Source organism: Planctomonas deserti (genome assembly GCF_003067705.1).
Lineage (GTDB): Bacteria > Actinomycetota > Actinomycetes > Actinomycetales > Microbacteriaceae > Planctomonas > Planctomonas deserti.
Genome location: NZ_QANL01000002.1, coordinates 575,372 through 598,427, shown reverse-complemented (window position 1 = coordinate 598,427; position 23,056 = coordinate 575,372). Strand labels below are relative to the sequence as shown.

General features: G+C 71.1%; 23 protein-coding genes. 13 read left to right on the top strand and 10 right to left on the bottom strand.

What is annotated here, in order from left to right; genetic code table 11:
* Positions 1 to 771, bottom strand: coding sequence for an isoprenyl transferase (locus DAI20_RS08950; protein WP_108250603.1), 771 nt, complete (start codon positions 769 to 771; stop codon positions 1 to 3).
* A gap of 99 nt (positions 772 to 870) precedes the next feature.
* Here DAI20_RS08950 and trhA point away from each other — a divergent pair, with 99 nt between their 5' ends.
* Together trhA and DAI20_RS08940 are read left to right on the top strand one after the other, a co-directional pair.
* Complete coding sequence (trhA, locus tag DAI20_RS08945) at positions 871 to 1,623, top strand: PAQR family membrane homeostasis protein TrhA (RefSeq protein WP_108250213.1); 753 nt, start codon at positions 871 to 873, stop codon at positions 1,621 to 1,623.
* Positions 1,624 to 1,651: 28 nt separating this feature from the next.
* On the top strand, positions 1,652 to 2,272 hold the full coding sequence (locus tag DAI20_RS08940) for a dihydrofolate reductase family protein (RefSeq protein ID WP_108250212.1): 621 nt from the start codon (positions 1,652 to 1,654) through the stop codon (positions 2,270 to 2,272).
* A 60-nt stretch (positions 2,273 to 2,332) separates the two neighbouring features.
* On the opposite strand, the gene DAI20_RS08935 is transcribed toward DAI20_RS08940, so the two are convergent.
* From DAI20_RS08935 to DAI20_RS08920, 4 genes are all read right to left on the bottom strand, one after another.
* The gene (locus tag DAI20_RS08935; RefSeq protein WP_168927683.1) at positions 2,333 to 3,583 is read right to left on the bottom strand and encodes an RNA polymerase sigma factor; all 1,251 of its coding nucleotides are present in this window, start codon (positions 3,581 to 3,583) and stop codon (positions 2,333 to 2,335) included.
* Positions 3,584 to 3,605: 22 nt separating this feature from the next.
* On the bottom strand, positions 3,606 to 4,040 hold the full coding sequence (locus DAI20_RS08930; RefSeq protein ID WP_108250211.1) for a YciI family protein: 435 nt from the start codon (positions 4,038 to 4,040) through the stop codon (positions 3,606 to 3,608).
* 95 nt (positions 4,041 to 4,135) lie between these two features.
* Positions 4,136 to 4,729, bottom strand: coding sequence for a GNAT family N-acetyltransferase (locus DAI20_RS08925; protein ID WP_240605988.1), 594 nt, complete (start codon positions 4,727 to 4,729; stop codon positions 4,136 to 4,138).
* A 19-nt stretch (positions 4,730 to 4,748) separates the two neighbouring features.
* Entirely contained in the window at positions 4,749 to 5,531 is a 783-nt protein-coding gene (locus DAI20_RS08920) for a phosphotransferase (RefSeq protein ID WP_240605987.1), read from the bottom strand.
* Positions 5,532 to 5,676: 145 nt separating this feature from the next.
* Between DAI20_RS08920 and DAI20_RS08915 the strand changes: the two genes are divergently transcribed.
* Positions 5,677 to 7,029: an MFS transporter gene (locus tag DAI20_RS08915; RefSeq protein WP_108250209.1), complete on the top strand. Its 1,353-nt coding sequence runs from the start codon at positions 5,677 to 5,679 to the stop codon at positions 7,027 to 7,029.
* A 302-nt stretch (positions 7,030 to 7,331) separates the two neighbouring features.
* Positions 7,332 to 8,720, top strand: a complete 1,389-nt coding sequence (locus DAI20_RS08910; RefSeq protein WP_108250208.1) for an HNH endonuclease signature motif containing protein — start codon at positions 7,332 to 7,334, stop codon at positions 8,718 to 8,720.
* A 133-nt stretch (positions 8,721 to 8,853) separates the two neighbouring features.
* Here the strand turns inward: DAI20_RS08910 and DAI20_RS08905 are convergent, their stop codons facing one another.
* Both DAI20_RS08905 and mca read right to left on the bottom strand, forming a co-directional pair.
* The gene (locus tag DAI20_RS08905) at positions 8,854 to 9,153 is read right to left on the bottom strand and encodes a hypothetical protein (RefSeq protein WP_108250207.1); all 300 of its coding nucleotides are present in this window, start codon (positions 9,151 to 9,153) and stop codon (positions 8,854 to 8,856) included.
* On the bottom strand, positions 9,150 to 10,109 hold the full coding sequence (gene mca / locus DAI20_RS08900) for a mycothiol conjugate amidase Mca (protein ID WP_205781399.1): 960 nt from the start codon (positions 10,107 to 10,109) through the stop codon (positions 9,150 to 9,152). Before mca ends, DAI20_RS08905 begins: the two co-directional genes overlap by 4 nt.
* Positions 10,110 to 10,174: 65 nt before the next feature.
* Between mca and DAI20_RS08895 the strand changes: the two genes are divergently transcribed.
* From DAI20_RS08895 to DAI20_RS08865, 7 genes are all read left to right on the top strand, one after another.
* Complete coding sequence (locus tag DAI20_RS08895; protein ID WP_108250206.1) at positions 10,175 to 10,573, top strand: DUF4307 domain-containing protein; 399 nt, start codon at positions 10,175 to 10,177, stop codon at positions 10,571 to 10,573.
* A gap of 59 nt (positions 10,574 to 10,632) precedes the next feature.
* Entirely contained in the window at positions 10,633 to 11,124 is a 492-nt protein-coding gene (greA, locus tag DAI20_RS08890; protein ID WP_108250205.1) for a transcription elongation factor GreA, read from the top strand.
* A 157-nt stretch (positions 11,125 to 11,281) separates the two neighbouring features.
* Positions 11,282 to 12,265, top strand: a complete 984-nt coding sequence (locus DAI20_RS08885) for a siderophore ABC transporter substrate-binding protein (RefSeq protein ID WP_240605986.1) — start codon at positions 11,282 to 11,284, stop codon at positions 12,263 to 12,265.
* Positions 12,266 to 12,326: 61 nt separating this feature from the next.
* Positions 12,327 to 13,343: an ABC transporter permease gene (locus DAI20_RS08880; protein ID WP_240605985.1), complete on the top strand. Its 1,017-nt coding sequence runs from the start codon at positions 12,327 to 12,329 to the stop codon at positions 13,341 to 13,343.
* The gene (locus DAI20_RS08875; protein ID WP_240605984.1) at positions 13,333 to 14,349 is read left to right on the top strand and encodes an iron chelate uptake ABC transporter family permease subunit; all 1,017 of its coding nucleotides are present in this window, start codon (positions 13,333 to 13,335) and stop codon (positions 14,347 to 14,349) included. Before DAI20_RS08880 ends, DAI20_RS08875 begins: the two co-directional genes overlap by 11 nt.
* Positions 14,346 to 15,104 carry an iron ABC transporter ATP-binding protein gene (locus tag DAI20_RS08870; protein WP_108250203.1) on the top strand — a complete coding sequence of 253 codons (759 nt, stop codon included), beginning with the start codon at positions 14,346 to 14,348 and terminating at the stop codon, positions 15,102 to 15,104. Before DAI20_RS08875 ends, DAI20_RS08870 begins: the two co-directional genes overlap by 4 nt.
* Positions 15,105 to 15,177: 73 nt before the next feature.
* Positions 15,178 to 16,026, top strand: coding sequence for a siderophore-interacting protein (locus DAI20_RS08865; RefSeq protein ID WP_108250202.1), 849 nt, complete (start codon positions 15,178 to 15,180; stop codon positions 16,024 to 16,026).
* Between the two features lie 33 nt (positions 16,027 to 16,059).
* Here DAI20_RS08865 and ilvA read toward each other — a convergent pair whose 3' ends face one another.
* Positions 16,060 to 17,343, bottom strand: a complete 1,284-nt coding sequence (gene ilvA, locus DAI20_RS08860) for a threonine ammonia-lyase (RefSeq protein ID WP_240605983.1) — start codon at positions 17,341 to 17,343, stop codon at positions 16,060 to 16,062.
* Positions 17,336 to 18,595, bottom strand: a complete 1,260-nt coding sequence (locus DAI20_RS08855) for an AI-2E family transporter (protein ID WP_240605982.1) — start codon at positions 18,593 to 18,595, stop codon at positions 17,336 to 17,338. Before DAI20_RS08855 ends, ilvA begins: the two co-directional genes overlap by 8 nt.
* Before the next feature lie 194 nt (positions 18,596 to 18,789).
* Here DAI20_RS08855 and DAI20_RS08850 point away from each other — a divergent pair, with 194 nt between their 5' ends.
* Positions 18,790 to 19,998, top strand: coding sequence for a winged helix-turn-helix domain-containing protein (locus DAI20_RS08850; protein ID WP_108250200.1), 1,209 nt, complete (start codon positions 18,790 to 18,792; stop codon positions 19,996 to 19,998).
* Between the two features lie 83 nt (positions 19,999 to 20,081).
* Here DAI20_RS08850 and DAI20_RS08845 read toward each other — a convergent pair whose 3' ends face one another.
* Positions 20,082 to 20,648: a LemA family protein gene (locus DAI20_RS08845; protein WP_108250199.1), complete on the bottom strand. Its 567-nt coding sequence runs from the start codon at positions 20,646 to 20,648 to the stop codon at positions 20,082 to 20,084.
* A 287-nt stretch (positions 20,649 to 20,935) separates the two neighbouring features.
* Here DAI20_RS08845 and DAI20_RS08840 point away from each other — a divergent pair, with 287 nt between their 5' ends.
* Positions 20,936 to 23,047: an Ig-like domain-containing protein gene (locus DAI20_RS08840; protein ID WP_159084981.1), complete on the top strand. Its 2,112-nt coding sequence runs from the start codon at positions 20,936 to 20,938 to the stop codon at positions 23,045 to 23,047.
* Positions 23,048 to 23,056: the final 9 nt, after the last annotated feature.

Here is a 23,056-nt window from a genome sequence, read left to right as displayed (position 1 = left end):
TCACGTCCCGAATCGGCGGTGGCGCTTGGAGTAGTCGCGCAGGGCTCGCAGGAAGTCGACCTCGCGGAGGTCCGGGTACAGGGCCTCGACGAAGTACAGCTCGCTGTGGGCGCTCTGCCAGAGCATGAAGTCGCTCACCCGCTGCTCGCCCGAGGTGCGGATGACGAGGTCCGGGTCGGGCTGCCCGCTCGTGTAGAGGTGCTCGCCGATCAGGTCGGGCGTGAGCAGCTCGCCCAGCTCCTCGATGGTGCCGCCCGCGCTCTGGTGCTCGGCGAGGATGCTGCGCACCGCGTCCGCGATCTCGTGCCGGCCGCCGTAACCCACGGCGAGGTTGATGTGCAGGCCGGTGTGCGAGGCCGTGCGCTCCTCGCCCTCGCGCAGCGCGGTCGCGAGGCGCTCGGGCAGGTTCTCCGTCGTGCCGACGTGCTTGATGCGCCAGTCCCGGGAGGAGGACAGGTCGTCGATGAGCTGGGCGATGATCTCGAACAGCTCGTTGAGCTCCTCGCTCGCTCGGCCCGTCAGGTTGTCGTTCGAGAGCAGGTAGAGCGTGACCACGCGGATGTCGAGGTCGTCGCACCAGCCGAGGAATTCCTGGATCTTCGCCGCCCCCGCGCGGTGCCCGTGCGCCGCGGTCTCGAGCATGCGCTGAGCGGCCCAGCGGCGGTTGCCGTCCACGATCATGGCGACGTGGTGCGGCAGGGCTTCCGGCCTCAGGCCCTTGCGGATGCCCTTCTCGTACAGCCGGTAGACGATGCCGGAGCCGAGGGGCATGGGGCGGTTGCGCACCCCATCACGCTAGCCCACGCGCGCCCCCTTCCCGCCTCGGCTGGCCGTCCCGAAGCCCTTTCCCCGTTCCCCTAAAATCCCAGCATGGAGAGCAGCCGTCAGGACGAGGGAACCGGCCGGGTGGACAGGGAACCGGCGGCCGACCTGCCGAACATCCCCGTCCTCGAGGATGCGATCCAGCATCCGGCCGAGGAGGACGCGCGGCCCACCTGGCGCGGCTGGATCCACGCGGCCACGTTCCCGCTCGCCATCGTGCTCGGCGTGATCCTCGTCCTCGCGGCCGAGGGGGCGGCGGCGAAGACGAGCACCGGCATCTTCGTCGCGTCGTCGCTGCTGCTGTTCGGCAACTCCGCGCTGTACCACCGGTTCCGCTGGTCGCCGCCCATGAAGCGCCTGCTGAAGCGCATCGACCACGCGAACATCTTCCTGCTCATCGCCGGGTCGTACACGCCCATCACGGTGCTGGCCCTGCCGCAGGAGAAGTCGGTACTCCTGCTCTGGCTCGTGTGGTGCGGCGCCGGCCTCGGAATCGCCTTCCGCGTGCTCTGGATCGGCGCCCCGCGCTGGCTGTACGTGCCCCTGTACCTCCTGCTCGGCTACGCCTGCCTGCCGTTCATCGGCGACTTCTTCGCCGCGGACCCGGCCATGATGACGCTGATCATCGCCGGCGGCATCTTCTACACGATCGGCGCAGTGATCTACGGGCTGAAGCGCCCGAACCCGTGGCCCGGTCACTTCGGCTTCCACGAGATCTTCCACACGCTCACCCTGCTGGCGTTCCTCTGCCACTGGCTGGGCATCTTCCTCGTGGCCGTGAACCCGCCGACCTTCTCCTGAGTCGCACGCGCCGGTCTAGCGTGGCCCCATGCGCACGCTCACGGTCTGCAACTTCGTCACCGTCGACGGCCTCTACGAGGACGACGACCACGACATCGGCTCGTTCTTCGAGCACCAGCACCCCGACTACCGGGACGCCGACACCTTCGACCACTACACGACGAGCCTGCTGCGGGCCTCTGACGTCGTCCTGCTGTCGGGCAGGCGATCGTCGCTCGGGAATCTCGGCTACTGGGCGGGGGTGCGCGACGACCCGGGCGCCACGGACATCCGGCGCGAGTTCGCCGCGCTGTTCGAGGCGGTCGAGAAGGTCATCGTCTCCGACACGATCACCGAGGCGGACCTCGCGCCGTACCGGAACACCCGTGTCGTGGCCGTGGCGGACGCGCGGGCCGAGGTCGCCGCGCTCAAGGCTGCCGATGGACGCGGCATCCTCGTGCTGCTCGGGCGCATGCTCTGGAACGACCTGATGCGGGCCGGGCTCGTCGACGAGCTGCACCTCGTCACCTTCCCGCTCATCGGCGGGCAGGGGGTGTCGCTGTTCGACTCTCGGCCGCCCGTGGCGCTCAAGCTCCTCGGCACCCGCGTGTGGGAGGAGTCGGGCAACGTGCTGATGCGCTGGCGCGTCGACCCGGTCGACGGCGCCTGACCGCCTCTCTCGAGCGAGCGGGGGCGGACCGGAGCCGCGTCTGCCGGGCCGGATGGGTGATCAGAGTGCCGCCGCCTTCGCGCGCAGCACCTCCCGCTCCCGTTCGTTCCCGGCGAGCCCGGCAGCCGTGGTGAGCTCCGAGCGCGCCTCCTCCCGTCGGCCGAGCCGGCTGAGGAGCTCGCCCCGCACGCTCGGCAGCAGGTGGGATCCGCGCAGGGCACCGTCCGCCGCGAGCCGGTCGACGATCTGCAGGGCGGACGCCGGTCCGGTGGCCATGGACACCGCGACCGCACGGTTCAGCTCGACGACCGGATTCGGGGCGATCCGCCCGAGCGCCTCGTACAGCAGCACGATGCGCTCCCAGTCCGTGTCCTCGAACCTGCGGGCGACCGCGTGGCACTCGGCGATGGCGGCCTGCAGCGCATAGGAGCCCCGGCCGCGACCGATGGCGTCCGCGCGGGCCAGGGCCGCCCGGCCGCGCTCGATCTGCGCGCGATCCCAGCGAGACCGGTCCTGATCGGCCAGCAGGATGGGCGTTCCGTCCCGGGCCACCCGGGCGGCGAACCGTGACGCCTGGAACTCCATGAGGGCGACGAGTCCGTGTACCTCGGGTTCCCGCGGCATGAGCCGGGCGAGCACGCGTCCGATCCGCAGCGCCTCGTTGGCCAGGTCGATGCGGATCCAGCGGTCGCCCGAGGTCGCCGCGTAGCCCTCCGTGAACACGAGATAGACGACCCCGAGCACGGACCCCAGCCGGGCGCTCCACTCGTGCGGATCGGGCACCTCGAACGGCACCATCGCGGCGCTCAGCGTCTTCTTCGCCCGCACGATGCGCTGCTGCACGGTGGCGACCGGCACGAAGTACAGCCGCCCGATCTCCTCGGTGGTAAGCCCGCCGATCATCCGGAGCGTCATCGCGACCTGGGCGTCCCGGGCGAGCACCGGGTGACAGGCGGTGAAGACGAGCCGGAGCACGTCGTCGCCGATCGGGTCCCACTCCTCGTCCTCCCGCGCGTCCAGGTCGTGCGCAATCGCGCGATAGCGGTCGTCGAGCCGCTCCCGCCGGCGCCAGCCGTCGATCGCCTTCCGCTTGGCGACCGCCGTGAGCCAGGCGCCCGCGTTGCGCGGGACGCCCGACTCCGGCCACTGCTCGAGCGCGTCGACGATCGCCTGCTGCGCCAGATCCTCCGCGAGGCCGACGTCGCCGACCATCTTCGCGAGGCCGGCGACAATGCGCGCGCCCTCGATGCGCCAGATGGCGTCGACCGTCCGGGCCGCGTCCGCGCTCAGGGCGTCGGTGCTGTCGTCCATGGTTCGCGACCGATCGGGCGGGTCACGCCTTGCGCGCGGCCTGCTCCTCCTGCTCGCGCCAGCCGGCCTCCTTCTGGATGTACTCGTTGTCGGCGAAGTCGGCGAAGTCGCTCTCGTCGGTCACGCGGCGCACCTCGAGCTTGCTTCCGGCGCGGAGGGGGCAACGGCTCGCCCACTGGATGGCCTCCTCCTTCGAGGAGACCTGCAGGATCCAGAAGCCGTTGAACAGCTCGTGGGTCTCGCCGTAGGGGCCGTCGGTCACCGCGGGCGGCTCGGTCGCGAAGTCCACGACGAATCCCTCGCTGACGTCGGCCAGACCCTCGCCCGCGAGCATGACGCCGGCGTTGATGAGCGACTCGTTGTAGGCGCCCATCTCGTTGATGATCTCCTCGAACGGGATGTCCTTCGATGCCTTCAGCGCCTCGTCCGTCGAGCGCATGATGAGCATGTACTTCATGGGATTCTCCTTCGTATGCGGGCCGCGTTTCGCGTCCTCCTTACTATCGCGTCGAACGGCGGACGACGGAATCGACAACTTCGGCAAACAATTTCTCAGTCCGCCGTGAGGAGGTCGATCAGTGCCGCGTCGAGCGCTCGATCGGCGTAGAGCAGCCGTACGGCGCGCGGATCGGGGTTGCCCGCATCCGGACCACGCCACACGAGGTGAAGCCCGGTGCGCTCGACCGCCCGCTGGGAACGCTCGTTGCCCTCAAGCACGTACGCGGTGAGCGGCAGCCCGGGGCGCACCGCCCGCGCCGCGGCCACGCCTGCGGACACGATCTCCTGAGCCAGTCCATGGCCCCAGAACGGCGGCGACAGCCGGAAGCCGAGGTTCCAGGTGACGTCGTGGCGCAGGTAGCAGCCACCGAAGCCGACCAGCGTGCCCGCCGTCGGCGCCTCGGCGCTGCGTGCGACCCACATCCCCACCCCGTCGAGCCGCCACGCGTCCCGGCAGCGCTGGATGAGCGCGGCGGTCTGGGTCGGGGTCTCGTGGCGGCTGATCGGGTCGGGGCCCCAGACGACCGGATCCGCGTAGAGCCGGTGCAGCTCGTCGAGGTCGCCCTCCTCCGCGGGGCGCAGGACGAGCCGGCTGGTGCGCACGTTCCGGAAGTCCTCCGGTTTCTCGCGGCTCATCGCTTCGGGCATCGCGTTCAGCATCCGTCCGCTACCGCCGACGGGTGCCGTGGGCGGCGGGGGCTTCGGTCACGGCCCGTGCCCAGGCCGCCTCGTTCTCGGCGACGTACTCGGCCGCGGCGCGCCAGTGCTCGCCGTGACCGCTGCGATACATCTCCGCCCACGGCGCGGTGCCGGTCTCGCTCGAGGACCGGAGAAGTTCGAACATGGCCGCGGTCCGCTTCGCCATGGCCGCGGGGAGCGCCTCACGGAGCCTCAGGTCGGCGTCGTACCCGCCCACGAACGCGCGCAGCCTCCGGGCGGCCGTCTCGACGGGCTCGCCGCCGACGAGCATCGCGAACGCCTGTGCCGCGTACGCCAGATCCCACAGGCGCGTGCTCGGGCCCGCGCCGTCCCAGTCGATGAAGACCCACCGCTCCCCCAGAACCAGGTTCCAGGGCGCGAGGTCGTTGTGGCACAGGAGGTCGGCCCCCTCGGTGGGCAGCAGCATGCCGGCGGTGAGGGCGTCCGGGATCGGGAGGCCCTCGCTCGCGTCGTGGATGGCGCGCACCATCGCCCCGACCCGACGCAGCTCGGTGTCGCCGAGGGGAACGCGATCCTGGGCGAGCGGGCCGTCGACGTACTCGAGGATCTGCCGTCCGCGCTCATCCCGCCCCAGCGGTTCCGGGGCATCCACCCCGCGGGCGCGGAGCTCGGCGACGTAGGCCTGCACCGAAGCGCTACCGGGGGTCCACGGCTTGCGCACCGTCGAGCCGACGCGCACGACGCGTCCGGATGCGTTGCCGCCGGTCAGTTCGCGCTCATGCTCCGTCACACCGGCAGGGTAGCGACTGGACCGGCCCTGGCGGCATCTCGACCCGATGTTCCTTGACGCCGCATGACGTTCTGGCGCCCATTCCGCGAGTTCACTCTGAACTGGGGGCTTACGCTTGACTGTCGCCCATCCCTTCGGAGTACACATGTCCATTTCTGCAACAGAGCTCAGCGCCGCGTCTACGCCGGCCAATCCGCGCTCCCGCGTCGTCCTCGCGAGCCTCATCGGCACGACCATCGAGTTCTACGACTTCTACGTCTACGCGACCGCCGCCGTGCTGGTGTTCCCGTATCTCTTCTTCCCCGTCGGCAACGACTCGACGGCCCTGCTGGCCTCGTTCGCCATCTTCGGCGCGGCCATGGTCGCCCGCCCCCTCGGCGCGGTCGTCTTCGGGCACCTCGGCGACAAGCACGGCCGGAAGACGACGCTGGTCGCCGCCCTCCTGACGATGGGCATCGCGACGTTCCTCATCGGCGTCCTGCCCACCTACCCCGCCGTGGGCTGGTTCGCGCCGCTGATGCTCGTGATCCTGCGCCTCGCGCAGGGCTTCGCGCTGGGCGGCGAGTGGAGCGGTGCCGCCCTCGTGGCGACCGAGAACGCCCCCGCGGGCAAGCGAGCCTGGTACGGCACCTTCCCGCAGCTCGGCGCGCCCATCGGCTTCATCATCGCGAACGGCCTGTTCCTCATCATCGCCGCGCTGCTGCCGTCCGACGACCCGACCCGCCCCTCCGACGCCTTCCTCGAATGGGGCTGGCGCATCCCGTTCCTGTTCTCCGCCGTCATGGTGATCGTGGGCCTGTGGGTGCGCCTCCGCCTGGTGGAGAGCGCGACGTTCTCGAAGAAGGCGTCAACCGGCGCCCTCGTGCGCGTGCCGCTGGCCGCGGTGTTCCGCAACCACTGGCGCGAGCTGCTGCTCGGCACGTTCTTCATGCTCGCGACCTACGTGCTCTTCTACCTGATGACCACGTTCTCGCTGTCCTATGGCCGGGCTGCTACGGACGCCCCGATCGGCGGCCTCGGTTACGACTACACGACGTTCGTGCTCATGATGATCGCCGGCGTCGTGTTCTTCGGCATCTTCACCATGCTCTCGGGACCCTGGGCCGACCGCTTCGGCCGCCGTCGCACCCTGCTCGTCGTGACCGGCGCCATCATCGTGTTCGGTCTCGTCTGGGTGCCGATGCTCGGTGCGGGCTTCATCGGCGTGATGCTGTGGCTGATCGTCGGATTCACCCTCATGGGCATGACCTTCGGCCCCATGGGCGCTCTGCTGCCCGAGCTCTTCCCGACCAATGTGCGGTACACCGGGTCCGGCGTCTCGTACAACGTCGCGTCGATCCTGGGCGCGGCGGTCGCGCCGTTCATCGCGGTGTGGCTCTGGACCCTCGGTGAGGGCAGCCCGTTCCTCGTGGGCGTCTACCTCTCGGTCATGGCCGCGATCACCTTCATCGCGCTCCTCATCGGCAAGGAGACGAAGGACGTCGACATCGACCGGTAGGTGCCAGCGCGTGTGAAGCGGGCGGGACCCGGCCTCGGTGCCGGGTACCCGCCCGCTTTCCGTGTCGAGGGGGTGCGTGGAGGTGGGTCCGCATCCTCCTGGTCCGGCCCGGTCCCCACACGGTCCCTGAGCTTGTCGAAGGGACGGGACTCGCACGATCCCTGACTCGGTCCCTGAGCCTGTCGAAGAGACGCGACCCCACCCGCGAGCTCCCCTCCTTCACACAAGCCCGATCCAACCACTTCTCCACAGATTGAGCTGGTCAACGGCAGATTGTCGGTGGCAGGTGCGACAATGTTCGCATGAACAGCCCCACCCTGGTGGACCTCACGGAAGCGGTCCCGACCGCGCTCCCGGTGGCGTCCATGGGCGGACTGGACGATGAAGCACTTCTCGCCGCCATCCGAGAGATCGAGGCGCTGGGCCGCCACGTCGACGCCCTGCGGATCGCCGGCGCAGGCGAGATTGCGGCGCGCTCGCGGACCGAGGATGGACCCGCAGGGTTGGCGGCTCGAAAAGGCTGCCGCTCGGCGAACGAACTCCTGCAGCGGCTCACGCAGGTGTCGAGCGCGACGGGAGCCGCGCGCCTGGGGCTCGCCGCACTGACGCGGCCCGACACGGCGCTCTCCGGCGCGGCGATGCCTGCGAAGTTCGACCACGTTCGCGCCGCCTTGGAAGCGGGCGAGCTCGGCGTGGATGCCGCGATCGCGCTGATGAAGAACCTCGCACCCCTGCAGGACCGGGTGCACCCGGACGCTCTTGATGCCGCGGAGAAGGAGCTCGTCGCCGCGGCCACGGGAACGAGCCCCGATTGCAGCATGCCGGCGTCGGCGGACGAGATCCGGATCCAGGCGTCGGTCTGGCGGGCCACCCTTGACCCCGACGGGCTCGAGCCGGACGAGGCGCATGCGATGGCCAAGCGCGGCTTCCGCCTCGGGCCGGAGCGCAACGGGCTCGTCCCGGTGTCCGGCGGGTTGCTGCCGGAGGCGGCGGGCCGGGTGAAGCGGCTCTTCGACGCGTACTTGACCCCGACGACGGCGCCGGCGTTCCTCACCGACGAGGAGCTCGCGGATAAGAACGCAGTCAAGGATCCGCGGTCGAAGGATCAGCAGCGGCACGACATCCTCATCGGCGTCCTCGACGCCATGGCTCGCAGCGGGAACACCCCGACCGTCGGCGGGGCCGCACCGACGGTGCTCGTTACCGTGCGCGCCGAGGACCTGGACACCGGCGGCGCAGGCTACGCGGACGGCGTCGAGTCCCCTTTGTCACCCACGACGGTGCAGCAGATGGTGTGCAGCGGGGGCACCCAGAAGGTGCTGATCGGCAGAAACGGCCGCATTCTCAAGCTCGGGTCGGCGGAGCGGTGCTTCACGGCTCCGCAGCGGCGGGCGATCACCGCTCGTGACGGCGGCTGCCTGATTCCGGGTTGCAGCATCCCGGCGGGCTGGTGCGAGGTGCACCACGTGATCCCGGCGGCGGCGGAGGGTGGACCCACGCATCCGGACAACGGGGTGCTTCTCTGCTGGTTCCACCATCGGACGATCGACACCTCGGGATGGGCGATCCGGATGCGCGCCGGCGCGCCCGAGGTGCAAGCCCCGCCGTGGCTGGACCACATGCGCCGATGGCGCCCGGCAACGAAGAGCCGAACCGCGATGGCGGCGCAAGTAGCCCAACACGGTCCCTGAGCTTGTCGAAGGGACGCAAGCCGCGCAGTTCCGTTCCGTCCCTTCGACGAGTTCAGGGACCGTATGCGACGCCCACCCGTCCGCAGGGCCCTTCGATAGGCCGGAAGAGCCTGTTAGCAGCCGCCCGTCTGAGCTACCGGGTTCCGGAACCGCCCGCGGTTCCGGTGGTGCCGTCGGGTCCCGTTCCCGAGCCCGGGGCGGGGCGGCCGTCACGCTCGGCCTCGAGCTTCGCGCGGATCTCCTCGCGGTAGCGGGTGCGGCGGATCCGGCGGGTCATGTCGAGGGCGAGGAGCAGCGCCACGGCGGCGACACCGAACGTGATGAGGAAGCCCGCAACACCCGGGGTGACGGTCGTCTGGTCGAAGCCGGGGGTGGGCGACGGCGTCGCGGCCAGCACCATCTGTACGTGTGCGGCGAGCGCGGCGGCGGTCATCGGTCGTTCTCCTCGGTGCTCGATGTGACCTCAGTGCTCGTTGTGACCTCGGTGCTCGGCGTGACCTCAGTGCTCGACGTGACCGTGTCCGGCTCGTCGTCGACAATGCCCGCGAACAGGTCGTCCTCCGGCAGCTCCGTCGGCACGCGCGACTCGACGAGCTGATAGTCCTCGTAGGGCCACGCGGCCCGCTGGATCTCGTTGGGCCAGAAGAAGAAGCTGCTGTCCGGCGCCACCTGGCTCGCGTGCGAGCGCAGGGCGCGGTCGCGGTGCTCGAAGAAGTCGCCGACGGGCACCCTCGTGGTGGCGAGGTCGGGCCGGTCCTCCATCCAGGAGCGCATCTCGTCGATCTGCGCGAGCACCTCCGCGGGCGGCTCGGTCTTCAGGTACTCCTCGTGCACGGCGCGGATGCGTCGCGGGTTGAAGATGCGGTCGTAGTACAGCTTCTCGATGCGCCAGGGCTCCCCGGCTTCCGGGTACTTCTCGACGTTCTCGGACTCGCGCCAGGCCTCCATGGCCACCTGGTGGGCACGGATGTGGTCGGGGTGCGGATAGCCGCCGTTCTCGTCGTAGCTGAGCAGCACGTGCGGCCGGAACTCGCGGACGACGCGGATGAGGGGCGCGGCCGACACGTGCAGCGGGATCGAGGCGAACGACCCGGGCGGCAGCGTGCCGTCCTCGCTCGGCATGCCGGAGTCGACGTAGCCCAGCCACCGGTGTTCAATTCCCATCTCGCGCTGCGCGTTCGCCATCTCCCGGCGGCGCAGCCCGGGCAGGTCGCGCTCCGCCATCGCCCGCGGCTCGAGCGCGCTGTTGAGGATGTCGCCGGCCTCGCCCCCGGTGCAGGTCACGATGAGCACCCGGGCTCCGCGCGCGACGTAGTGGGAGTAGGTCGCGGCGCCCTTGCTCGACTCGTCGTCGGGGTGGGCGTGCACGGCCAGCAAGCGGAGGGTCACGGGACTCCTAGGGAAAGCGAATAACCTGAGGGCTCAAGCGTATCGGTCGGTATCGGGGAGAAACTGTGGCGTCGGACATCCTGGACTCCCGGTACGGGCGCACCCCCCGCAACCGCTCCCGGCAGCGGCTGGCGATGTGGATCGTGGCGGCCGGCTTCGTCGTGGTGTTCGCGGCGTGGGTCGTGTTCGCCGGGCTGGACAGCGCCCGCGGCGGACTGCAGCAGCGCGACCTCGCCTTCACCCTGATCGACGACCACAAGGTCGACGTGACGTTCGAGGTGTCGGCGCCGGTCGGATCCACCTCCTACTGCGCGGTCCAGGCCCTCAGCCAGCAGCAGGCCGTCGTGGGCTGGAGGGTCGTCGAGATCCCGCCCGCGGATCGCTACACCCGCGTGTTCACGGAGCGCGTGCGCACCATCGACACCGCCGTGACCGGGTTGATCTACCGCTGCTGGCTCGCGTAGTGTGATTGGTTCGCCCCGACGGAACCGTCGGGGCGCTCACGCGTACCCGAGGAGTCACCGTGGCACAGGACACGTCAGTCACCTGGCTGACCCAGGAGGCGTTCGACCGCCTCTCCGCCGAGCTGGAGCACCTGAGCGTCGCCGGCCGCACCGAGATCGCCAAGCGCATCGAGATCGCCCGTGAAGAGGGCGACCTGAAGGAGAACGGCGGCTACCACGCCGCCAAGGAGGAGCAGGGCAAGATCGAGGCGCGCATCCGCGTACTCACCACCCTGCTGCGCAGCGCCGAGGTCGGCGAGGCACCGGTGAGCCACGGCGTCGTGGAGCCCGGGACCGTCGTGACCGCGGACATCGCCGGCGACGAGACGAAGTTCCTCATCGGCAACCGGGAGATCGCGGGCGACAGCGACCTCGACGTCTACAGCGAGAAGAGCCCGCTCGGCATGGCCATCATCGGCCTCAAGGTCGGCGACTCCGTGAGCTACGCGGCGCCGAACGGTCGCCAGATCCCCGTCGAGATCAAGAGCGTGGAGACCTACGTCCCGCGCTGATCCCGCCCGATCCTCGACGAACCGCCCCCTCGCGCCCAGGCGCGGCGGGGCGGTTCTCGCGTTTCCGGACAGGACCGGAGGCGCCGCGCGGCCGGTTTGGTGAGGTAAGGCAATCCTAAGTATGGTGGGCGGACGCCAACGAACGGAGACCACAGTCTTGCCACGCATCCGCCTCGCCTCGTCCCTCGCCGCCTTCGCCGCCGGCGCCCTTCTGCTCGCCGGCTGCAGCGGCACCAGCGCCAACGACCAGGCCGAGGCGGCGGCCGCGGACGCGTCGGCTGCTCCCGCAGAGGCGACTCCCGCGGAGATCACCGTCACCCACGCCCAGGGCGAGACCACCGTGCCGGTGAATCCTGAGCGCGTGCTCACGTTCGACTTCGCGGCGCTCACCACGCTGGACGCGCTCGACGTGGACGTGTGGGGCCTGCCCAAGGAGAACCTCCCCGGCCGCCTCGAGCAGTACTCCTCGGACGAGTACGCGAACATCGGCACGCTGTTCGAGCCCGACTACGAGGCCGTGCAGGCCGCGGAGCCCGACCTGATCATCGTCGCCGGGCGCTCCGCCGCCGTGTACCCGGAGCTCAGCAAGATCGCGCCGACCGTCGACCTCTCCAATGACGCCGCCGACTTCCGCGCGTCCGTCGTCGAGAACGCGGAGACCCTGGGCCGGATCTTCGACCGCGAGGACGAGGTCGACGAGATGGTCGCGGCGCTGGACGACAGCATCGCCGAGGTGCAGGACGTCGCCGCGGACGCGGGCACCGGGCTCATCCTCATGACGAACGCGGGCGAGGTCAGCGCCTTCGGGCCGGGATCGCGCTTCGGCTTCCTCCACGACGACCTCGGGATTACGCCGGCCATCGAGGACGTCGAGGCGGCGACCCACGGCGAGGCGGTGTCGTTCGAGTTCCTGCTCGAGACGAACCCCGACTGGCTCTTCGTCGTCGATCGAGACGCCGCGACCGGCGGGTCGACCGACGCCGCGAAGGCCGTGCTGGACAACGAGATCGTCAAGCAGACGACGGCCTACAAGAACGACCACATCGTCTACGTCGACCCGGTGGCCTGGTACATCGTCAACGGCGGCCTCCCCACCCTGCAGGCCATGACGGACGAGGTCGCCGCCGCCCTCGGCGAGTGACGACCCGAAGACGCAGTAGGAACAGAACGACGAGGACCAGCTCGATGAGAAGAACGACGGCGTGACGACCGCTGTGGCTGTGACGCGTCCGAGCAGCGCCGCAGGGGCGCCCGCGCTCGGACGCGTCGCCCTGTACGGCGCCGCCGCGGGCGTGCTGCTGCTGGCCGGGGTCAGCCTGTTCGTCGGCGTGGCCGACGTCTCCCCCGCGCGGGTCCTGGCGGGCGACCCGGACGCCTGGAACATGCTGCTGCTCAGCCGGCTCCCGCGCACGGTGTCGATCCTGCTCGCAGGCTCCGCCATGGCGATGTGCGGGCTGGTCATGCAGATGCTCGTGCGCAACCGCTTCGTGGAGCCGTCGACCATCGGAACGACGGAGTCGGCCGGGCTCGGCCTGCTCGTCGTGACGATCCTCGCCCCGGGCATGCCCCTCGTCGTCAAGATGCTCGTCGCCGCGGCGTTCGCCCTCGTGGGCACGTTCGTGTTCGTGCGCATCCTGCGCTCGCTCCCGCTCCGGTCCGTGGTGCTGGTGCCGCTCGTGGGCCTCATGCTCTCGGGCATCATCGGCGCGGCGTCGACCTACCTCGCCTACGACGCCGACCTGCTGCAGACCCTCTCGGCCTGGATGACCGGCGACTTCTCCGGCGTCATCGCCGGCAGGTACGAGCTGCTCTGGATCGTCGGCGTCCTCACCGTCGCCGTCTACGTCGTGGGCAACCACTTCACGGTCGCGGGCCTCGGCGAGGAGTTCACGACGAATCTCGGCCTCGACTACCGGCGCACGCTCGCGGTCGGCCTCGTGATCGTGTCCCTGGTCACCGCCGTCGTGGTCGTCGTCGTGGGCGGGCTGCCCTTCCTCGGCCTCGTCGTGCCGAACCTCGTGAGCCTGCTGATGGGCGACCATCTCCGCCGCTCGCTTCCCTGGGTCGCCGTGCTCGGCTCCGGATTCGTGCTGACCTGCGACCTCGTCGGCCGGGTGGTGCGCTTCCCGTACGAGATCCCGATCGGCGTCGTGGTCGGCGTCGTCGGCGCGGCCCTGTTCCTGTTCCTCCTGCTGCGGAAGCCCGCCCGTGTCGGGTGACGCGCGCTCCCGCACCCTCGTGCCGCCCGCCCCGCACGCGCCCGCTGCGCCGGAGCGCGCCCGCACGCGCATCCTCTTCGCCGTGCTCGGCGCCCTCACGGTGGCCGCCGTTGTCGCCTTCCTCGTGGTGGACGCCCAGGGCAGCTGGGACTTCGTGCTGGCGTTCCGCGGCCGCAAGCTGCTCGCCCTCGTGCTCGTGGCGTTCGCGATCGCCGTCTCCACGGTCCTCTTCCAGACGGTGACCGAGAACCGCATCCTCACGCCGTCGATCCTGGGGTTCGACTCGCTGTTCGTCCTGATCCAGACGTGCCTCGTGTTCGCGCTCGGCACGGCCGGCCTGTCCGCCCTGCCGCCGCTCGTGTCCTTCGCGGGCGAGGTGCTGCTGATGGTCGTGCTGTCGACCGCGCTGTTCCGGTGGCTCTTCGGCGGCGCACGCAGGAGCCTGCACCTGCTCATCCTCGTGGGCATCGTCTTCGGGGTGCTGTTCCGCAGCGTCTCGGCGCTCATCCAGCGGCTGATCGACCCCAACGAGTTCGCGGTGCTGCAGGACCGGCTGTTCGCGACCTTCACCTCGGTGCCGCCCGACCTGCTCGGCATCTCGGCCGCGATCATCGCGGCGACGTGCGTGCTGCTGTGGCGCGACCGACGGAGCCTCGACGTGCTCGGGCTCGGCCGTGACATGGCCATCGCCCTCGGCGTCGACCATCGGCGGCTCGTGCTGCGGCTGCTCGTGATCGTGTCACTGCTCGTGTCGGTCTCGACCGCGCTCGTCGGCCCGGTCACCTTCTTCGGCCTGCTCGTGGCGAGCCTGGCGCATCAGCTCACGGGCAGCCACCGGCACGCGGTGCTGCTGCCCGCCGCCGTGCTGCTCGCCGTTCTCGCGCTCGTGGGCGGCCAGACCGTGCTCGAGCACGTCCTCGACATGGGTACCGTGCTCAGCGTCCTGATCGAATTCCTCGGAGGCATCGTGTTCCTGCTGCTCGTGATGCGGGGGGCCCGCCGATGATCGAGGTCACCGCCGCCCGGAAGGAGTACGGCACGCTACGGGTCGTGGACGACGTCGACCTGCGGCTGCCGATCGGCGGCGTGACATCGATCATCGGCCCGAACGGGGCCGGCAAGTCGACCCTCGTGTCCCTCATCTCGCGGCTCACCCTGCTCGACGCCGGCACCATTACCGTGCACGGGCTCGACGTAAGCCGGGCCCCGAGCCGGGAGCTCGCCCGCAGACTCTCCGTCCTCCGCCAGGAGAACCACCTGACCGCCCGCCTGAGCGTGCGCGATCTCGTCGCGTTCGGCCGCTATCCGCACTCCGCGGGCCGGCTCACGGTCGAGGACGAGCGGCACATCGCCGAGGCACTCGCCTACCTCGACCTGACCGAACTGGGCGACCGCTTCCTGGACGAGCTCTCCGGCGGGCAGCGCCAGCGGGCGTTCGTGGCCATGGTCCTGTGCCAGGACACCGACTACGTGCTGCTCGATGAGCCGCTGAACAACCTGGACCTGAGCCACGCGGTCGACATGATGCGCCTCCTCCGCCGAGCGGCCGACGAGCTCGGCAAGGCCGTCGTGCTCGTGATCCACGACATCAACTTCGCCTCCGCATACTCGGATCACATCGTCGCGATGAAGAATGGGCGTGTCGTGCTGCAGGGCACCCCCGAGGAGGTCATCGCCCCGGAGCCGTTGCGCCGGGTGTTCGACCTCGACGTTCAGGTGCACGAGCTCGACGGGCGGCGGATCGCCGTCTACTACGACTGATCGCCTCCCCGGCGCCGCCTCTCCCCTCCGCAGACCGCAGACCCCACACCGGACGAACCAGACAGGACCCCCCATGCTCCACAGCACCCTCCGTCCGCGCGAGGTCGTGCGGCACCCGCTCGTGCGCCGCACGCTCACCGTGGCGGCCGTCCGCGACCTCGCGCCGGCGATGCGCCGCATCACCCTGACGGGCGCCGACCTGGACGGATTCGCCGCCGACGGACCCGAGGATCACGTCAAGGTCTTCTTCCCCGATCCGGTCACGGGCGTGCTCACCCTGCCCGAGTTCACGGCCTCGGGGCCGCGAACCGCCGGCGGTGGCGAGCTGATCGCGCGCGACTTCACCCCGCGCGCGTTCCGCCCGGCGACGGCCGACCGCCCCGCCGAGCTCGACATCGACTTCGTGCTGCACGGCGAGACCGCGCCGGCGACGGCCTGGGCCACCCGCGCCGCGGTCGGGGACCGCCTCACGATCGGCGGCCCGCGCGGCTCGAAGCTCCCGCCGGAGGGCCTGGCCTCCGCCGTGCTCGTGGCCGACCCGACGGCGCTGCCCGCCCTGATGCGGTGGATCGAGCTGCTCCCGGCGGACGCCGCCGTCACCGCCGTGGTGGTCGTGCCGGACGACAGCTACCGCTGGTACGTCGCCGAGGCCGTGAGGCGCGTGGAGTGGATCCTGATCGAGGAGCCGGACGACGCGGCGCGCGCCGGGAACCTGCTCTCCGTCGTGCGCGGCCTGAGGTTCGGCCCTTCCACCTACGTGTGGGCCGCCGGGGAGGCGACCTCGCTCATCCCGGTGCGCCGGTACCTTCGCCGCGAGCTCGGCTTCGACAAGACACGCGCGGTCGTCGACGGCTACTGGCTGCGCGGCACGTCGAACCGCGACCACCACGCCCCGCTCGACCCCGCCGACCCGGAGGAGTAGCGTGCGGGCTCCCCGCCTTAGCGGGGAGCCCGGTCAGTCCTGGGCGACCCGCGGGTCGTAGCCCGCCTCGCGCAGGCGCTCGAGCACCTGTGCGCTGTGCTCCGGCCCGCGCGTCTCGACGCTGACCTCGAGTTCGACCTCGCTGATCTGCAGACCGCGGCCGTGCCGCGTGTGCAGCACCTCGACGACGTTCGCGTTGACCTCGGAGATGATCTGCGACGTGCGGGCGAGCTGGCCGGGACGGTCCGGCAGCATGACGCGGAGCTTCAGGTAGCGGTCGGACGCGGCGAGGCCACGGGCGATCACGCGCTCCATCATGAGCGGATCGATGTTGCCGCCGCTGAGGATCGCGACCGTGCGCCCGGCGTTGGAGACGGCACCGGTGAGGATGGCCGCCACGCCGACGGCGCCCGCGGGCTCCACGACGAGCTTCGCGCGCTCGAGCAGCACGAGCATGGCCCGGGCCGTGTCGTCGTCGCTCACGGTCACGACCTCGTCCACCATCTCGCGGATGATCTGGAAGTTGAGCGCGCCCGGGCGGCTCACCGCGATGCCGTCCGCGATGGTCGCGTTGATCACGATCTCGGTGGGCTCCCCCGCCCGGAGGGAGGGCGGATAGGCGGCGGCGTTCGCGGCCTGCACGCCCACGACGCGCACGGTGCGCCCCTCGCGCGCGGCGCGCTGCTTCACCGCGCTCGCGACGCCCGCGACGAGGCCGCCGCCGCCGATGGGCACGACGACGGTGTCGAGGTCCGGAACCTGGTCGAGGATCTCCAGCCCGAGCGTGCCCTGGCCGGTCACCACGTCCATGTGGTCGAAGGGCGGGATCAGGACGGCGCCCGTGGCCTCCGCGAACTCGGCGGCCGCCTGCAGTGGCTCGGTGACCGTGTGGCCGCGCAGCACGACGTCGGCGCCGTACTGCCTGGTGGCCTGCAGCTTGGGCAGGGCGACGCCGACCGGCATGAAGATCGTGGCCTTGATGCCGAGCTCGCGCGCCGCGAACGCGACGCCCTGGGCGTGGTTCCCGGCGGAGGCGGCGACGACGCCCCGCGCCTTCTCCTCGTCGGTGAGCTTCGAGATGCGGTTGTACGCGCCCCGGATCTTGTACGACCCGGTGCGCTGCAGGTTCTCGCACTTGAGGAAGACGGGCGAGCCCAGCACCTCCGCGAGGAAGCGGGAACTCTCCATCGGCGTCGTCTCGGCGACGCGCGCCACGACCGTGCGGGCCGCCTCGAAGTCGGCGAGAGTCGGGCCGGCCGTCTCGGGCACCTCGCGCTCGAAGTCGGCTTCGGTCTCGGCCAGGGGGGTGTCAGTCACGGGTTCGGTCCTTCTTGGTGCGCGTGCGGCGGCGCAGGGTGCGCTGCTGCTCGGGTGCGGCGGTCGGGTTCGCCGGCGGTGCGACGGTCTCCTCGTCGACCTGGAGCCCGTGGCGAGGCGGCAACCCGCGCTCACTCTTCCAGGCGCCGCTGGCAACGTACTTGACCATGGTGTTCGCGGTCGCGACGAACGGCACCGCGAAGAAGGCGCCGGGGATGCCGCCGACGAAGGCGCCCGTGCCGACCGCGAGCACGACGGCGAGCGGGTGCACCTTCACTGCGGTGCCCATGATGAGCGGCTGCAGCACGTGCCCCTCGATCTGCTGCACGAGCAGCACGACACCGAGCATCCAGAGCGCCGGGACGAGGCCGAGGTAGACGAGGGCGATGAACACGGCGAGCGCGCCGGTGACGACCGCGCCGACGATGGGCACGAACGAGCCGAGGAACACGAGCACGGCGATCGGGATCGCGAGCGGAACGCCGATGATCGCCGCTCCGACGCCGATGCCGATCGCATCGATGGCCGCAACCAGGATCTGCACCTTCACGAAGTTCTGCAGGGTGTTCCAGCCCGCCACCCCGGCGCCGTTGACAGCGTCCCGGGCGCGGCGCGGGAAGATGTGCACGATCCAGCGCCAGATGCCCCCGCCGTCGATGAGGATGAACAGCGCGGCGAAGAGCGCGAGCAGCACCCCGGCCAGGATGTGCCCGAGCGACGAGCCGAGCGAGAGCGCGCCGCCCACGAGCACGCCGCTGTCGGCCTGCACGGAGTCGACCACGCTGCGCACGTAGTCGTCGAACTCCCTCTGGCTGACCTGCAGCGGGGACTCGCGGAGGAAGTCCTGGAACGTGCGGTAGGCCTCGATGCTCTGCGAGCGCAGGTCGTCGAACTGCGACACGACCTGCGTGATCACGAGGTAGAGCAGCCCGCCGACGAGCACGATCACGCCGATCTCCGCGACGGCGACCGCGATGCCCTTCGGCCACCTGTGCCGCTGCAGCCAGTTGGAGAACGGCACGAGCAGCGCGCTCGCCACGACGGCGATGAAGAGGGGGATGATGACCTCGCGCAGCTGGATGACGAGGTAGACCAGCACCGCGGCGACCGCAAGCACGACGAGCAGCCGCCAGGACCACGAGGCGGCGATCTGCATGCCCGGGGGCACGGACCCCGCTCCGATGCGGTGCGGCGGCACCGCGGGCACCGCGGTCTCCGCCGGCATCACGGGCTCCACTCGAGCGGAAGCCACCGGCGGCTCCCGCCTGCTTCTGCGCCTGCCGAGGATCACCGCAACAGTCTAGGACTCCGCCCCGGGGCGACCGCCGCGCCGACGACCGCGCCGCGCCCCCGTTGCCGGCGGCCGCATCCGGCGCGCCTGCGGCACCCGCCCGCCCCGCACTCCTGCCCCCGCCGGTGTCGGTGCCGCTCGATAGGGTCGGGAGCGTGGTGCAGCAGATCTCCCCGGCCCTTGCCCGTCGCGTGGCGCTCGCGGCGCAGGGCTTCGGCCGCCCATCGGCGTCCCCGGTCGGCACCCGGCAGCTCAACCTCCTCATCCAGCGGCTGCGCGTGCTGCAGATCGACTCGGTCAACGTCTTCGAGCGCAGCCACTACCTTCCGGTCTTCGCGCGGCTCGGCGGCTACGACCGGGCGCTGCTCGACCGGCTGCTGTACCGGCGGGGGTCGGGCTACGTGGAGTACTGGGCGCATGAGGCGGCCTTCCTGCCCGTCGCGGACTGGCCGCTGTTCCGCTGGCGCATGGCGGACACCCGGAGCAGGCAGCACGCCTCGCCGGACGCCTGGCCGCACGCCAACGGTGCGCTGCTCGTCTGGCTGCGCGCCGAGCTGGCCGACAAGGGGCCGCTGCCCGCCCGGATGATCGAGCACGACGCGAACGTGCGCAAGGGCAACTGGTGGGGGTGGTCGGACGTGAAGCTCGGCCTGGAGTACCTCTTTAGTTGGGGCGAGGTGGTGAGCGCCGGCCGTAACCGCTTCGAGCGCATTTACGCGCTCGCCGAGCAGGTGCTGCCGCCGGCCGTCCGCGCCCTCGACGTGCCCCGCGAGGATGCGCTGCGCGAGCTAGTCCGGCGCTCCGCCGTCGCCCTCGGGATCGGCACCCGAAGCGACATCGCGGACTACTTCCGCCTCGGCACCGCGGATACGGCGGCCGCCATCCGCGATCTCGTCGACAGCGGCGATCTCGTGCCCGTGCAGGTGCCCGGCTGGGAGCGGAACGGCTCGCCCCAGCCCACCTGGCTCGCCCGGGACGCGCGCCTCCCGCGCCGGATCGAGCACGTCGCCCTGCTGTCGCCCTTCGATCCCGTGGTGTGGCGGCGCGAGCGTGCGCTGCGCATGTTCGACTTCCACTACCGCATCGAGATCTACACGCCCGAGCCGCGGCGCGTGTTCGGCTACTACGTGCTCCCCGTGCTCGTCGACGACCGACTGGTGGGGCGCATCGACCTGAAGAGCGACCGGCAGGCGGGGATCCTCCGCGTGCAGTCCGCATGGACGGAGGACGGCGGCGTGTCCGACGAGCAGGTCGAACGCATCGCGGCCGTGCTGCGGGAGACCGCCGGGTGGCAGGGCCTCGACGGCATCGCGGTGACCGGGCGCGGCAACCTCTCTCCGGCGCTGTCTGCGGTGCTCGCCTAGCGTCCGCGCGGAGGGCAGGGCGCGCGGCTCAGCGAGTTAGAGGCTCAGGGGGTCAGAGCTCAGCGAGTTAGAGGCTCAGCGGATCAGAACTGGACGCGCGGCGGCTCGGAGATGGCCGCGAGGCTCGAGACCTCGAAGAAGCTGCGCTGGGTGATGCCGGTGCGACGGGAGTAGACGGTGTTAGGGAAGGACTTCACCTTGCTGTTGAGCTCCCGCACGCCACCGTTGTAGAAGCGCCGCGACGCCTGGATCTTGTCCTCGGTCTCCACGAGGTCCGCCTGCAGGCGCAGGAACTCCTGGCTCGACTGCAGCTGCGGATAGCCCTCCGCAACGCGGAACAGGTTCTTGATCGCCGTCTGCATGCGGTTCTCAGCCGCGGAGGCGGCCGTGGCGTCCGGCGCCGCGATCGTGTCCGAGCGCGCCCGGGTCACGTCGTCGAACACGGCCCGCTCGTGCGAGGCGTACCCCTGCACCGCGTCGACGAGGCGCGGGAGGAGGTCGGAGCGACGCTTCACCTGCACCGTGATGTCGCTCCACGCCTCGTCGACGCGCCGGTTGAGGGCGACGAGCGAGTTGTAGGACGCCCAGACATAGATGCCGAGGATGGCGGCGACAACGACGACGATGACGGCGGCGATGACCAATTCCATCCGATCACTATAACCGCGCCGACTGGCCGTTCCTCCGGGCCTGCCGAGCGCCCGAGGGCGGCCCCGGGGGCGCTCGAGGGGCTGCGGAGGGGGCGGCTCAGCGGCCGAAACGGGGGCGGCGGAGGAGCAGTCTCGCACGTCGTATTTCAGGCGTGTGAAACAAATACTGATATCCGGCTCGCCGCGTTGACTTCCCTGTGATTTTCCCTATTACTAGGTGCAAGGTGGGGGAGCAGTTGCAACACGAGGTTCAGTATTCGCGCAGTCGGAAGACGAGGGGTGCGTCTTTGCGCGCCCGGGCGACGGCGGTGATGACGGCGACGCTGGCCGTGGTAGCGCTGGCGCTGCTCCCGACCGCCTCCGCCGTGGCCGCGGTCGACACGGCCGCCGCCCCCACGCCGACGCCGGCGGTCCCCCAGGCTCCGGCGGCTCCGGCCACTCCCGTCACACCCGTCATCACCGACTTCCCCCGCGAGGTCGTCAAGAACGGGTCCGGCGAGTTCGCGGGCACGAAGGCGCCCGGCAGCGACGTGCACCTCCTCGTCGGCAACGACGACATCCCCTACTGCGAGACGGCGGCGGATCAGCGCGCGGCGAGCGCCTGGACCTGCACCGCCACGGAGCTCCCCAGCGGCCAGAGCATCGACGTGCGCGCCCTGGCGGCGGGCGGCACGAGCGCCTCGCCGCCCGCGACGATCCGCGTGTTGAACGCTCCCGTCCTGCGCGGCACGGCGGCCGGCGTGATCACCGGCACCTCCGTGATCGGTGCGACCGTCGCGGCGTCCTCCTCGAACGGCTCCCGGTGCACCCCCATCCCCTGGTCCGACACGTCGTGGTCCTGCGTGCTCGACCCCGTGCCCGCCAGCGGCGCCGTCACCGTCACCGCCACGCAGCAGACCCCGTGGAGCGACGGCCCCTCGGCTGCCTCGACGCTGGCGGTCGTGATCGACAGCACCGCCCCCGCCCCGCCCACGGTCACCACCCCGACGCCCGGCGCCCAGGTGCCCCTCCGCGGGACGACATACACGGGCACCGGGGAGGAGGGCGCCACGGTGGACCTGTACCAGAGCGTCTTCCCCGTCTGCTCGACCGTCGTGCGCGGCGGCACCTGGTCGTGCTCGGGCGGCAGGCTCGTCGCCGGGGAGAACGAGATCAGCGTCCTGCAGCGCGACATGGCGGGCAACGCGAGCCCGGCGGTCACGGTGAGGATCTTCGCCGGCCAGGCCCCCACGGCGGTTGCCTCGCCGACGCCGACCCCGAGCGCATCGTCCCTCACGCCCCCGGCGCGCCCCACGCCGACCGCAACGCCCGCGGCGCCGTCCGCGACCCCTGCCGCTCCGCAGACGGACGAGCCCGCCTCCCCGGAGGAGACGCCGCAGGGCGCCGTGCCGCCCGCCGCCGGCGGTGGAAGCGGCGACGGAAGCGGCGGCTCGCCGGCGCGGATCCCGGACACGGGAGGCGGCTGGAGCTCCCCGAGCTCGTTCGGCTCGGCGCTCGATCCCCTGCCCGACGCCTTCGCCGGTCTGCGCTGGCTGAGCTCGCTCGGGATCGCGCTGGGCATCCTGATCCTGGTGATCCTGCCGGCCGTCCTGCTGCAACGCTCCCTCGCCGGGCGCGTACGCGTCCCCGCGCTCCGGCTCGCCGGGCGCAACCAACCCTCGCACGCCGCCGAGCCGGCCAACCGTTGGCTCGTGGCGGCCGCCTCCCTCGCCGGCGCGGCGGGGCTCGTTGCCGCGTCCCTCCGGGTGGACGACCAGCAGAACTTCCTGCGCCTGCTGCTGGCGACCGGGCTGGGACTCGCCATCGTGAACTTCGTGGGCGTCGTCCTCGTGGCTCACGCGTTCCGCCGCCTCCGGAGCGTCGGAGTCTACGTGCGGCTTGCCCCCGTGATGCTGCTGATCTCCGTGGTCGCCGTGCTGCTGTCGCGGATCGCCGGTCTCGTGCCCCCGCTCATCGTCGGGCAGGTCCTGGGGTTCGCCCTGGCCAGGGAGACGACCGAGTCCGAGCGCACCCGCGTCGCGCTCGTCCAGGCGGGCGCGCTCACGTTGCTGAGCCTCGTGGCCTGGTCCGCCTACACCGGCCTCGGCTCTCAGGACGGGTTCTGGTCCTCGCTCACGAGCGAGACGCTGTCGACGGTCACCCTCGCGGGCATCTCGTCCGCGGTGCTCGCGCTGCTGCCGCTCGGCGCGCCGCTCGGTCGTTCGCTGCTTCGCGGCACGGTACCGCTCCGTCTGGGCGCGACCATCGTCGTCCTCACCATCGGCACGGCCGCTCTCGCCTCGACCGGGGCGCGGGCCTCGGCGGCGTCGCTCCTCCCCCTCACGGTCACCGCCGTCGTGTTCGCCGCTCTCTCGGTGGCCACCTGGGTGTGGATCCGCTACGTCGAGCCCCAGCATTGACCGTCCCCC